At 43.0% G+C, this 13750-nt stretch carries 7 protein-coding genes; 5 read left to right on the top strand and 2 right to left on the bottom strand.

Going from position 1 to position 13750, the window contains the following annotated elements; all coding sequences use genetic code 11:
• The first annotated feature begins 92 nt into the window (after positions 1–92).
• A complete protein-coding gene (locus tag ACFPRA_RS08165) occupies positions 93–2231 on the top strand; it encodes an AAA family ATPase (protein ID WP_381432506.1) in 2139 nt (712 codons plus the stop codon).
• 135 nt (positions 2232–2366) lie between these two features.
• Here ACFPRA_RS08165 and ACFPRA_RS08160 read toward each other — a convergent pair whose 3' ends face one another.
• A complete protein-coding gene (locus ACFPRA_RS08160; protein ID WP_381432504.1) occupies positions 2367–3455 on the bottom strand; it encodes a glycosyltransferase in 1089 nt (362 codons plus the stop codon).
• Between the two features lie 311 nt (positions 3456–3766).
• Here ACFPRA_RS08160 and ACFPRA_RS08155 point away from each other — a divergent pair, with 311 nt between their 5' ends.
• Positions 3767–6037, top strand: coding sequence for an S-layer homology domain-containing protein (locus tag ACFPRA_RS08155; RefSeq protein WP_381432502.1), 2271 nt, complete (start codon positions 3767–3769; stop codon positions 6035–6037).
• A 51-nt stretch (positions 6038–6088) separates the two neighbouring features.
• Here the strand turns inward: ACFPRA_RS08155 and ACFPRA_RS08150 are convergent, their stop codons facing one another.
• Positions 6089–8083, bottom strand: a complete 1995-nt coding sequence (locus ACFPRA_RS08150; RefSeq protein WP_381432500.1) for an S-layer homology domain-containing protein — start codon at positions 8081–8083, stop codon at positions 6089–6091.
• A gap of 209 nt (positions 8084–8292) precedes the next feature.
• Between ACFPRA_RS08150 and ACFPRA_RS08145 the strand changes: the two genes are divergently transcribed.
• From ACFPRA_RS08145 to ACFPRA_RS08135, 3 genes are all read left to right on the top strand, one after another.
• On the top strand, positions 8293–9759 hold the full coding sequence (locus ACFPRA_RS08145) for an O-antigen ligase family protein (protein WP_381432498.1): 1467 nt from the start codon (positions 8293–8295) through the stop codon (positions 9757–9759).
• Between the two features lie 302 nt (positions 9760–10061).
• The gene (locus tag ACFPRA_RS08140) at positions 10062–12338 is read left to right on the top strand and encodes an S-layer homology domain-containing protein (protein ID WP_381432496.1); all 2277 of its coding nucleotides are present in this window, start codon (positions 10062–10064) and stop codon (positions 12336–12338) included.
• 138 nt (positions 12339–12476) lie between these two features.
• Entirely contained in the window at positions 12477–13616 is a 1140-nt protein-coding gene (locus tag ACFPRA_RS08135) for a polysaccharide pyruvyl transferase family protein (protein ID WP_381432494.1), read from the top strand.
• The last annotated feature ends 134 nt before the right edge of the window (positions 13617–13750 follow it).

Below are 13750 nucleotides of genomic sequence, written 5' to 3'. Positions count from 1 at the left end.
AAAACAGGTCAGAGTATAATCGAATCATAGTCAAATATAGTCAAAGTCAAAAACGGTTGAATATATAAGAATCCTTTAAGGAGGAATGAAATATGAAATGTCAACAATGTGGTAAGAACCAAGCAACGATGAATTTGTGGATCCAAATGAATCATCAAAAAATGCAGATCAATATGTGTCATCAATGCTTTAATGAAATTCAAAACACACTAAATTCAGGAGATTTTTCATCTTTTAATGAAAATGCCAATGATGCATTTGCAAAACAATTTTTCCAAGCGAATGGTGGAAAACAGGCTAGAACGCAAACGGTTCAAGAACAAGGGAACCGTGGTAATGGTTTGCTGGATCAACTTGGTAAAAATCTATCCAGCGAAGCAAGGGAAGGTTTGATCGATCCTGTCATCGGGCGTGATCAAGAAGTGAAGCGTGTCATTGAAACGTTAAATAGAAGAAATAAAAATAATCCAGTGCTCATTGGTGAGCCGGGTGTTGGTAAAACGGCGATTGCTGAAGGGCTTGCGGTGAAAATCGTAGAAGGCGATGTCCCGATGAAGTTGATGAATAAGGAAGTTTACCTATTGGACGTTGCTTCATTAGTGACGAATACAGGTATTCGTGGGCAATTTGAAGAGCGGATGAAACAATTGGTTGAGGAGCTGCAAACGCGTAAAGATGTGATTTTGTTCATTGACGAAATCCACTTATTAGTCGGTGCAGGATCAACGGAAGGTTCGCAAATGGATGCGGGCAATATTTTGAAACCGGCATTGGCGCGGGGCGGTTTACAATTGATCGGGGCAACGACTTTGAAAGAGTATCGCCAGATTGAAAAAGATGCTGCACTTGAACGTCGTTTCCAACCGATCATCGTGAAAGAACCGTCTGCTGAAGATACGGTGAAAATCCTGAACGGCATCAAAGATCGCTATGAAAAATTCCATGAAGTACACTATTCTGATGAAGCGATCCAGGCTTTCGTCACATTGTCTCAACGGTATATTCAAGATCGATTTTTGCCGGATAAAGCGATCGATTTAATGGATGAAGTTGGTGCACGTCTCAATCTTGTCCATTCGGAAAAAGATGTCGCTTCAATTGAAATGCGTCTGAATGAAGTGAGTAAAGAAAAAGTTCAGGCAGCTGAAGCGGAGGACTATGAAAAAGCGGCGAACTTACGTTATGAAGAGATCCGGCTTCAGAAACAATTGGAAGAGATCAACAAAGATGAAGAAGTTGCCCGAGTAGAGGTATCTGTTGCAGATATTGAACAAATCGTGGAAGAAAAAACAGGGATTCCCGTGACAAAACTGCAAGCGGCTGAACAAGCGAAAATGAAAGGAATGGCGGAGAGTCTTCGTGCAAAAGTAATCGGTCAAGAGGATGCGGTTGATAAAATCGCTAAAGCGATCCGCCGCAGTCGTGCCGGATTGAAATCTAAGCAGCGCCCGATTGGTTCATTCCTATTTGTCGGTCCGACGGGTGTTGGTAAAACGGAAATCACGAAAGTGCTTGCTGAAGAATTATTCGGCTCACGTGATGCCTTGATTCGCCTTGACATGAGTGAATATATGGAGAAACATGCGGTGTCGAAAATCATCGGTTCACCTCCTGGCTATGTAGGTCATGAAGAGGCAGGTCAATTGACGGAGCAAGTCCGGCGCAATCCTTATTCCATTCTATTGCTCGATGAAATTGAAAAAGCTCATCCTGATGTTCAAAATATCTTCTTGCAAATCATGGAGGATGGTCGTCTTACGGACTCACATGGCCGGACTGTCAGCTTTAAAGATACCGTCATCATTATGACGAGTAATGCTGGGACGGGCGATAAGAAAGTGAATGTAGGTTTTAACCGGATTGAGCATGATTCCATTACAACATTGGAAAATCTAAGTGATTACTTCAAACCGGAGTTTTTAAACCGTTTCGACGCGATTGTTCAATTCAATACGTTGACGGAAGAAAACCTACTCGAAATTGTTGACTTGATGCTTGCTGATTTACAAGCGAACATCGAGGAAAATGAAATTGAAATGACCATTACGGCCGAAGCGAAACAGGCGTTGGTCAAACTAGGCTATGACAAACGTTTTGGAGCAAGACCACTTCGTAGAGTAATTCAAGACAAAATCGAAGATCAATTGACAGACCTTATTTTGGAAGAGGACGTCATTGAAAAGGTTCAAGTCGAAGTGGTTGAAGAAGAGATTGTCGTGACAAAAGCATAAGTGAAGATGCAACTCCCACTGGATTGTCAGTGGGAGTTTTCTTTTTAGTATTAAAGTCTTGAAATACAAGCAATTCGACGATGAGTGCAACCAAATCCATTACAAATGCAACCAAACAGAAGCCGATCCGTAGTTTTACAGGTTTTCGTCGTTTTGCTTTTGAAAGATTCCTTCAAAGTACTGTTTATTGTGAATGATTCTTTCATCATTCGGCCTATACTTTCTAGCGGATTCATTGTGTTCGTAAGCGACGTCATACTGCTGTAATCGATCATACAGGACACATAATTGAAGATGTGGCAACCATGTCGTAAAAGCGGGATTTTGTAAACTAATGTAGTCTTTATTTCCGGCTGCCAGTGCTTGTTTGTACCAATAGATCGCCTCCAAATTTTTGAATTGTTCCATGAAAGAATAACCTAAACGGCAACAAGCTTCAGGGCGGGGAACGTCATAGATGAATGATCGTAAAGTGGCGTTCAGTTCCATTTCTTTGTTCTCTAATTTGTGGTAGCAATCTGCCAATTTAAAACAGGCTCCTATGTTATCTTCAATCCAACCTAGCTTCGAATCCAAGAATTTCTCGTAATAATGAGCGGCTTCTTCGAATTGACTGTGGTCCATCAATTCATTCGCGTAATAGAAAGTATCGCGTGGGGAAAGGGGGGAGCCGGATTCTATCATTTTTCGATAAATCCTTAAGTTGCGATCACTGTCATGGGAAAGTGGAGAATGGGTAATGGCAACCTCGCTGTCGAATAAATTCCCAGAGACCGCAAGATACTCATGGACAGCACCTATCCATTGGAAATTATTTTCTTTTTTTACTAAACGATACCTTCGTAAATGGGAAGTGACGTTGCCATCCTGGTCGAAACCCAAATAGTAATTCATCGATACAGCATCGATTGTTGAATCGAGGGATTGTTTTAACGCTTTGAATTTATCACGGTCTTCTGGCGTTAGTAGATCATCTGCATCTAGCCAAAGAATATATTCCTTTGTCGCTTGCTGAAAGGAGAAATTTCTTGCACGGGCAAAATCGTCTATCCATTCAAAATCCCAAATCCGGTCGGTATACATTTTCACGATTTCCTTTGTTCGGTCTGTAGAACCAGTATCGACGATGTTAATTTCGTCGACTACATCACGAACCGATGCCAAACATCGCTCAATGACATCTTCTTCATTTTTGACGATCATACATAAGCTGATGGTTACCATTTCAATCCCTCCGAACTTTTCTTCTTTCATATATATGCATGGCATTCTATTTTGACGAAATTTGATGATCCATAGGGAATTCAGAAAAGACTATGCGAGACCTCCTAATAAATAGGAGGTCCTTTTATGCGAAAATATGGTATTATAAAGGAATTACTGTACAAAATATAAGAGCGAAGTGCACCGCTTAGACGTGACAAGCGCTGGAAGAATTGAAGATAAAGGCGTTCTTTGCCTTTATCAGCAAGTCTGAAGCTACTTGAGCGGCTGGTGGACGGAGTCTGGAAAATAAGTCAGTAAGGGGGATATCAATGGTACACAAAAGAAAGATGAAAAGCCCGATCATGATTGGGTTTATTGCAGTTATCGTCTTTTCGTTATTTGGATTCGGTATTTTAAACGTCAGTGCCAACCCGATCCAACAAAGTTTTACGGATGTTCATAATGATTTTTGGGCGAAAGATGAAGTGACGCAACTGGTCGATTTGGGCGTTATTAATGGCTATCCTGACAAGCAGTTCAGACCCGCATTAGAAGTCTCACGGGGGCAGGCGGCCAATTTACTCACCAATGCGCTACAGTTAACGTACTCATCCTATCAACCTATTTTTAAAGACGTCAGTGCGAAGTCTTCCCATTTGAAAGGGGCAATGGCTACCTATGAGGCGGGTATTTTCCTAGGGAAGGAAGATGGAACTTTCGGCGTCGGGGATTCGTTGACACGTGAACAGATGGCAACTGTCATCGTGCGTGCGTTTGATTTACAGGACACGGGTGAAGAAATCCATTTCACCGATGAAGCCCGCATCAGTGACTCTCACAAAGAAGGGGTCAAAATACTGGCGCAACATGGCATCACAACTGGAAAAGAAGATGGTACATTCGATCCGAAAACGCCCGTGAACCGTGCGACGTATGTTGTTTTCCTACATCGCGCAATGATCCAAAACGGAATGATCGAGAAATTGCCGGCAACGGTATTTGTCGAAGCAAATACATATGGCGACTATACGCCAATCCGCTTTGAACAACAATTTGCAGAAGTTCCATTGACGACAACCGCTAAAACGTATTTGCGCTCAAATTACGCGATGCAATTTGCAGGTGAGAAAACGATCAATCATCCGCATGCGAAGGACATCGTTTATACATACCGAGTAAGCGGTTTGTCACCAGCGACGGTCACGTTGACAAAGAGGGAACTGCCGAACGGGGATTATTTCTTATTCACCGAGTTGAGAAATCCGCAGCGCATGCCGATTACCGTTGACGTCATTCAGACAGAAACGGGATTGACGAAAGGCGTGTTGCATGAATTTAGCAAATATCCAATTAAGAAAAATGTGGATGACACATTCGGCTTTGACTTGACGACGTATCCGACAGGTATTTTTGAAAAGACGGATCAGGATGGTCACAAGTCGCAACGAATGATCGGGAAATCTTATCAGTCCGTTGAGCTATACCAAAAATATCCGACAGGTGCGGAAAGTCACACGAGAGAATTGCTACAAGAAAGTGAAGCGTTCAGTGGAGCGAAGCTAGGCGACACGCAACTCTCTGTCTATCGTCTGCAATCAAGAGGATTCGATGTCGTCGACCAATGGCTCCTTTCTTCCGAAGAGCCGCTATTTGCAGATCGGAAACAAATGGATGCGTGGATGTTGGAATCTGCAGTGAATTATAAGAAGCGTAACAAATGGTATACAGCACACGGACCGTACAATAAAATGGCGGTCACCATTGAACCGATGCCGAAGTCAGGAAGAGGATATGGCCGGAATCTTCTGCTTGTGAAGGAAGACCGGGTCATGGCATTGTATTCCGAAACGGGAGAACGGTATTATGAAAACCTTGTCTACAATGCGTTTGCTAATCTTGATATCTTCAGAGGGAATGCGACGTATTGGGAAACGGAAGTGACGAGTACGTATTTAAAGAGTCTGTACGGGATTACGGCTCCGTTTGTCGATACGCGTTTCAATGAGCAAATTGCTTTGTATCTATACAATGGTGGCAAAGCATTCGGTCATACGGACTATTCTGTTGGACTGAAAAATTATGCGGACTTGCTGGTATCTCAAAAAGTTAAAGGAAATATATTGAAAGTAGATAATTCATCTTATTACATTTCCGATTATTTCCCATCTGCCCAGAAAGTGAAGACGCATACGTCCATGAACCATGCGCTTGGCGGGATGAATATTCTATTGCTTGCTTATCAGGAATTCAAAGATCCAGTTTACTTGAATACAGCTTATAGCATTCAGTCGGCCATCGAAAAAGACAAGAAAAAATGGATTCGTTCGGATGGGGATATTTGGTATAAGGTTTCTCCAGAATATGAATTCATCGGACGAGATTACGTCCATTTAACATTGGAAGACTTGATTCATTCTTATGAAAACTGGTCCGCCATCGATCCGGCAGCGCTACCGGTGTTTGAAGAGATGATCCGTTCCAAAGCGGGTTATTTGAATAAAAACAAATTAGGGTACACGACGAAAATCAAACAAGGTTTGGAACGTATCGGCATGTCGGAATTATTACCGGCAGGTGCGGAGCATACAGACGCTTTGTAAATAGAAAACACTCCATGCATCGGTTCAATCCGATGCATGGAGTGTTTTTATTTAATAGTTAATGCGTTCAACGAGGTCTGAACGGATCCAACCGTAATCAGCCGGTGGATTCATATCTGAAAGCACTTTGTACCATTTATAGCCATCCGTGCCGGTTGTTTCGTCAACGATCACTACTGGATAGCCAAATGCTGCGTTAAGACCAGGATCTTTTTGTTGGTAGCTGAATAGTATTGGACTTGTTGCATCAGGGCTTGTCCGTACATTGACCCCAACAGGACCATCATAGCTGATCCGTCCGAGATCCGCTTGTTGGTAATCTTTCTTGCCGAGGAAAGTATCGATGCGCCACATATGGCCTGCAATTTTACTGCCCCAGTTTGGATCGGAAGCGTATCGAACATTGAAACCGACCACTTTATTGCCAGGAGCGGCTCCATTTGCATAGCCACCAAGTGGATTGGCATAATTTTTGTTCATATATTCTCGAATAAAAGCATCGACGCTTTTTTCAGGGCTTGCGTAAACTTCCCCTTTGTCAGGATCAGAGTCGAATACTTTAATGCCGAAAATATTATTCTTCGTTTGCGCATTGGTACTGATGCCGTAATCACTTTCGTGAATGGCAGTTGCCAAGATGAACAATGCATTGACGCGATGTGTTTCTTCAACAGCTTTCAAATATTCGCCAAGACCGATTAGCTTCGATTGAGTTGCCGCATTTTGATAACGGGCAATCCCCGTTTTTTGACGATCAACCAAAATCTCATTGATATAGGTATCCAGTTCCGCACCGGTATAGGCGGACGGATAGCGGATCGATTGGAATTGGAAGTAAGGGTAATAGGTTACCTTCTTGTTCGAACCTATTTCACTAAAATGGACGCCGTCAAGGCTTGTATATTTGGCGCCGATTCGCATGGATGATGCAGCAGGGGCAATCGAATAATTCGCGTATGATTTGCTAATATTATTATAAGTGTAATGGTACAAAACACCGTCCCGGCCCACTTCATAATAGTCTGAGCCTGTCACCAGTTCTGTCGGGACAAGATCGACTTCGTTCTGCTTCGCATAATAAGTCAACCCGCCCACTTCCACAATTACACGGTCTGCGCTACTTCCAACGTAGCTGATTTCACGACCTGCTTGGATGGAGGTCACTAAAGTTTTGAAAGAAGAATCTTTATACAGCGAGGTCGTATTCGTCGAGTTATTTGAACCGAAAGCTTTCCCCGCTTTCATTTTAATGATTTTATCTCCTTTTTGGATGACTTTTATAGATGAAGATGCATTGTAAGCAGCCAATGCATCTTCATAAGTTTTGTATAGTGCGGTTGTTGATTTCAATTGTCCACCAGAAATCGAGCTCACTTTGTATACTTCCGGGTCGACATCGGGGATAGTAGGTGTACCTGGAGTCGTCGGTTCACTTGGCTTCAATTTTTCAGCTGCTGCCACCATTCTGAAAAGGAAGGCAGAAGCGTGAGCGATTGTCGCATGATCTTGAGGGTTGAAATAGACACCATCTTTACGGTGATCCCCACGGATAATGTTTAAACTGTGTGCGACAGCAACCGGATTGACAAAGTTCGCAGATATTTTATTGGTATCTTTGAATTTGAAATTTGAATGTTGTTCCGGTAGTTTCATATAGCGCATCGCTTTATACATCATCCCGGCCATATGTTGACGCGTGATTTTTTCATTCGGTCTAAAGGTACCGTCAGGATAACCTGAAAGGATTCCTGCGCCAGCCGCGTTCTGAATTTCAATGGTTAGCGTTGTGTTTGCCTTCAAATCTTTGAATTTGTGTTTTGTAGAAGTCGGTAACTCTAGTGCACGTGCAATATAGGATGCGAACTCACCTCTTGTTACCGCCTTGTTTGGGTTGTAATTACCTTTCGCATCGGCTCGGATTACGCCTTTGTTAATCCAGTAATTCAACTCTGTTTCCATCTGATGACCCTTTACATCGCTTGCCTCGGCGACAATTGGGGTCCATAATAACAAAGTGAGAAGCATCAACGTGAATAATTTTTTCAACCAATTAACCTCCTTTTTTACCTTCTATTAATAGTAGCAGAAAACTACAAGAATAATAAGGTATATTTAGCCCAAGATGACTTCATCATAAAATTGCAACAAAAGGTTAAACCAAAACGTCCCATAAGATGCTATAATGACGGAGGACTTCTATATCATTGGTCATTGTAATTGTTAAGCGATTCTTCATAGAAAGGGTAATTGTGTGAATGTCAACTTTAAAAAAGTATGTAAGCGATAAAGATACAGTTTCACTGTTAGTAGCGCTCGCAGTGGTCGTAGTCGCTTTATTCCTACCTCCATCCATTGCGCTAGTCTCTACGTCGTTGTTTTTTGTCCTGTTTGCCTTTTTTAGGCCGCAACAAAGTTTGCTGTTTCTTTTGGTGTATGTCAGTATCCGTCCATTGTTCATTGAAGTGAACTCAGGTTTGAAGTTAATCGGGGATCTCATTACGGTAATTGCGTTTGGGAAACTTGTTCTTTCCAGTGGGCGGAATTGGAAGTCGTTGTTTTCGTTTAAATGGTTTGAATGGGCATTCTTTGCTTTCCTTGTATTCGGTGCAGTGATGGGCTTGACGCAAAATGTTCTCCCGGCTGCGGTTATTTTCCAAATACGGACGTTTATCATCATGTATTTGCTTTACTATATCGTCTCCAGAATGTTGTTGCCGGAAGGTTGGTACCGTCGATTTGCATGGGTGACGGTGTGGACAGGCTTCATCGTCTCTATCCACGGTTTGATTGAGAAATTGTCCATGAGACAGTTGTTGTTGCCGGATGTCTGGAAATACAAGACATTATCCGCTACGAATGCTGTCCGCATTTATGGGCTTCCAGGGAATCCGAATTCCTTGGCGCTCTTACTGTTTTTTGCAATCATCGCGATCTTTTTCTTGAAATCGGTGTATGGGAAAGAGAAGCATAGGTTGTTCTTGAATATCAATCTCGTGCTATTCCTTGGGGTGTTCATCTTAACTTACTCAAGAGGAACATGGATTTCAGCGTTCATTTTCGGTTTGATTTTCATTTTGCTGACGAAAAATTGGCAAGTGCTCAAGCGTTTGGTGCTCGCTGGAATTACGTCAATTATCATCATTTATTTCCCTGTGAATTTTGCTGTGCAGTATTTTCAATCACTGGGTCTCACTGAACCTGTATCTGATGGACCAGGAAGTATCGGGGGAAGGTTTGGTGAGACGTTCGATGAAAACAACTTGGCGCTCATGTCCGAAAGCGGTCGATTCTTCTATATCAATAAAGGCTTTGAAGTCTTTAAGGATAACCCGATCACGGGGACAGGCTTCGGATCATTCGGAGGCTCTGCGACATTGTCTTACGGATCGCCTATTTACAACCATTACGGCATCCGTTCGGATATTTACGGTGGCAAGTATTTCTACTCCGATAATCAATACATCCAAGTGATTGCGGAAACAGGTGCAGTCGGCGTCGTATTGTTTGCGGCCTTCTTGTTAGGGATGCTTGCGATGTTCTGGAAAGAGCGGAAAACCGTGTTTGGAAAATTCATGATCGCACTATGGTTCGCAACCGGCTTTTCCGGTTTTTACTATAATATATGGGAATTGAAAATGTATACGATGTTCTACTTCCTGATTCTCGGAACATTTGCCTCGCATACCAACCAGTATGTAAAAATAAACATAAAAGAACGATAACTTTAACAAAGCCGCGCAAAGTGTAAAATTAAACACTTTGCGCGGCTTTTTTGTAGGGGGAGCTCGAGGTTCATTATTGAGCGTGAGGTGTGAAATATGATCATATGAATGGCTTAATGATCGCGTGCTATGAGTAATGATCACTTGTAGGAATATATGATCGCGTGCTATGAGCAATGATCACCAGTAAGAATTAATGTTCACAAATCTACAAGCTTTTCTATTTTACATCTTCTGGATTATGGCAATCTGTCGAATTGTTTGGTAAGCTGTATATTCATAGGAAAGGAGAGTTTCACTTAATGGATAGTAAAGTAGCTTCAATGAAACGTATCGGGAAACAGATTGCCATGACAGCAGTGGCTGCCACATTGTTATGGACTGTCCCGGCAAGTGCTTCCGCCAATCAGAGTTCAGTGAAAAGTTATCCGGTGTCTTCGGGGGTTACATATTCTCAATATACGCATTCCGGAACAAATTACATAAATCATTTAGCTGTCAATTTAGGAGATTCACATACGAAATTGGATATTGGTCTTCCATCGCCGATTAACAAAACGCAAACGACGACGTCTTTGGCCAATCGGGATTCTAAGGTTGGCAACCGGGTCGTCGGGGCAATCAATGCCTCCTTTTTCGACATGAATAGTGGTTATCCAATGTATTTGATTTCACAAGGAAATAATATTATCAACGGCGGTGTCATTTCCAACTCATCCAGCTATTACGTGAGCCAGCCGATCGCTTTTGGTGTCACAAAAGATGGTCTTGCCGAAATTGATCATTTCAACTTGGGCATCCATTTGGGCTATAAAGGATTCAATTATCAAATCACAGGTCTAAACCGCGAACGTCAAAATGATGAAACGATCATTTTTACACCGCAATATAGTAGCCAATATACCAATTCCAATCAATATGGAATTGAAATTGTCATCGACACGGGTCAACCGATTACAGCTACACAGTACGGACAAAAATTGTCCGGCAAAGTGGTCAAAGTGCGTGACTATGGATCAAAAGAAAAAGTGGAAATTCCGAAAACCGGTTTTGTATTGTCCGTTCACGGGGCAAAAGGGCTTGAACGCTTTAAAAACATGCAAGTCGGGGAAGATGTCTCACTTTCATTATCTATCGACGATAAATGGATGAATTCCCAGTTCATGCTCGCTAGCGGTCCGATGCTTTTGAAAGACGGCAAACCGAATATCACGATGGACACATCCAACTGGCGGGCGAGTACACGTACTGCACGCACAGCTGTCGCCATCAGTAAGGACAAAAAACAAGTGCATCTTGTGACAGTGGACAACCGTTCTGGTTACAGTAACGGTATGACATTGACACAGTTTGCCAATTACTTAGCAGCGCAAGGATACGACCGGGCCATCAACTTTGACGGTGGCGGTTCCACTGCGATGGGTGTACGTAACCACGGTAGTAACACAGTTGTATTGGCAAATCGGACGACTAACTCCGCTGAGCGTCGTGTATCAGCCATTATCGAAGCGATCAGTACTGGACCGGTGAGTGATCCGGCCCATATTAGCGTTTCACGCAATCAAATCGGTACGTTGCTCGTTGGATCGAAGGTTTCTATGACGGTCAATCACGTGCTTGATGCTTATTATAATCCGTTGAAAGTGGACAATAACCAGATCCAAGTTGTATCGGAGAAGGGGACAGTTTCAGGATCGGGGCTATCCTATAGTGCAGTAAAAGCCGGGGAGGACCGAGTTACCGTACAATATGGCAATGCGAAACAATCTTTCCCTGTCACAGTCGTCGATGCACCGACGAAGTTGACGATTTCACCTTCGACGTCCAAAGTGACGCCGGGTGCTTCGGTTTCATTCAAAGCGACAGCGACAGATGCACAAGGGAAGAACCTGATTTATGCACCTGAACAACTGGAATGGAGCGTCTCAGGCGATATTGGAACGATCACCCAATCCGGAAGCTTCAAAGCGGCGAACAAAGTTGGCAAAGGGCAAGTGACGGTGAAACTCGGTACGAAAACGGCGAGCATTCCGATCGATGTGACGGACGGAGCTCCTGCATTCAAAGACATACCTGCGGATTATGCGTACTTCACGGAAATCAATTTCCTGAAGCAGCGCGGTTACATTAAAGGGGATTTGGATGGGAAGTTCAATCCAGGTAATACATTATCCCGCGAACATGCGGCTGTCATTTTAAGCCGGGTATTCGATTTGGATACGACAAAACCGGGCACACAGGTTTTTAAAGACGTTCCTGTTTCACATCGTTATTTCAATGAAATCAATGCCATCGCTAATGCCAATATCGTAGGCGGTACCGGAGACGGTAATTTCGACCCGACCGGACAGTTGACAAGAGCACAAATGGCGGCGATTCTCGTGAAAGCTTATAAGTTGGAAGGCGAATCAGCGAAGAAATTCAAAGATGTTCCAGCAAGCCACTGGGCGTATAAGCAAGTGCATATTTTAGCGAACAGCGGCATTACAACGGGCAATGAAAAAGGCAATTTCGAGCCGAATAAACCCGTGAATCGCGCACAATTCAGCGCATTCCTATACCGCAGTATCAATAAGTAAAAGAAATCCGGTGCCAGTTACTGATTCAATATGTATCAGCAACTGGCACTTTTTTGAGGTTGGGTAATGGGTTCCATTTTCAAGAGTGTAGGCGGCTATGCTATACTAAAACCATCACGGAATAAAGGAAGTATTCAAATGAAAATCGGTATTGTCGGCAATTATGGAAATGATAATAACGGAGACGAAGCGATTCTGCTTAGTATTATCAAGCAGGTGACGTCGACGTTCAATATAGGCAGTGAGCAACTGACCGTCTTCAGCAATAATCCTGAACAGACGGCTAAGCGCTACGGCGTTAGCAGTTTTCCGCTTTATTATAAAAATGGCAACGCAGTGAAAACATTTTTCAAAACGTATCGCCTCAATAAGGAGATCGTCAAAACGTTTGATCTTCTCATCATAGGCGGGGGCGGTATCTTAATGGACCTTTATAAAAGAGAAGCGCCGCTATATGGTTCTTATGCGATGATGGCGAAAAATTCGAATACGCCGTATGTCATTTATGGATGCGGTGCAGGTCCGTTGTTATCGGGCTTGGGCAAATGGTTCATCCGCTATATGTGTAAACATGCGGAAAGTGTGTCGGTGCGTGACCCAGAATCGGCGGAGCTGTTGCGGGAGATCGGTGTTAAAGAGGACGTGCAGATCATCGGTGATCCGGCGTTTTCATTACGGCAGGAGGGCGCAGATAAATCCGCTGCCCCAACGAAAATTGGCATTACAGCTGTCCCTTACTACAACGCGGGTTACTGGCCAGAAGGAAATCCCGCTATCTACAATGATTATGTGGAAGGCATGGCGAAAAACTTGGATAATTTGGCGGCACGACATGATGTCGAATTGACTTTTTTCGCTACGAAATATCCGCAAGACGCGGACGTCACAAAAGATATTCAGCAAAAGATGACGCACAAGGAGAAGATATCCATTATCGACGATAACTTGTTGCCTGACAGGATCTTAGATGTAACGGCACAACAGGACATCATCATTGGTACAAGGCTCCATTCCTTAATCTTGGCGACATGCACTGAAACACCGATCATGGCCATTTCCTATCATCATAAAGTGAATGACTTCATGAAATTGGCCGAATTGGAGGCATATGCATTCCCGATCGGGGATATCCACAAACAAGATACTCTGTTTTTGGATGCGTTCAATGATATGAAAGAAAATTGGCCAGAAACAATTGACAATACGAAAAAACTTTCGCAACAATTATACGACGCATCGATGGCAGGTACAAAACAGTTTGTGGATGCTGTTAAGTAATCAGTAGTGCCTCCAACTGCCTAACATTATATAAGAACAATTGCAAAAGTTGCCAATAGATGGAAAACATAGAGGAATCCGTAAAAGTCATGTTACTTTTACGGATTTTTTATATTCTCAAAATAGTCAAAAAG

The sequence above is a fragment of the Sporosarcina soli genome (genome assembly GCF_042655805.1).
Lineage (GTDB): Bacteria > Bacillota > Bacilli > Bacillales_A > Planococcaceae > Sporosarcina > Sporosarcina soli.
The sequence above is the reverse complement of the archived record's forward strand: the minus strand, read 5'-3'. Positions and strand labels throughout refer to the sequence as shown.

Bases quoted from the DNA above. Each gene is read 5' to 3' on its own strand.
- ACFPRA_RS08145 (WP_381432498.1), top strand. From the start codon at position 8,293: ATGTCAACTTTAAAAAAGTATGTAAGCGATAAAGATACAGTTTCACTG.
- ACFPRA_RS08165 (WP_381432506.1), top strand. From the start codon at position 93: ATGAAATGTCAACAATGTGGTAAGAACCAAGCAACGATGAATTTGTGG.
- ACFPRA_RS08140 (WP_381432496.1), top strand. From the start codon at position 10,062: ATGGATAGTAAAGTAGCTTCAATGAAACGTATCGGGAAACAGATTGCC.
- ACFPRA_RS08135 (WP_381432494.1), top strand. From the start codon at position 12,477: ATGAAAATCGGTATTGTCGGCAATTATGGAAATGATAATAACGGAGAC.
- ACFPRA_RS08155 (WP_381432502.1), top strand. From the start codon at position 3,767: ATGGTACACAAAAGAAAGATGAAAAGCCCGATCATGATTGGGTTTATT.
- ACFPRA_RS08160 (WP_381432504.1), bottom strand. From the start codon at position 3,455: ATGGTAACCATCAGCTTATGTATGATCGTCAAAAATGAAGAAGATGTC.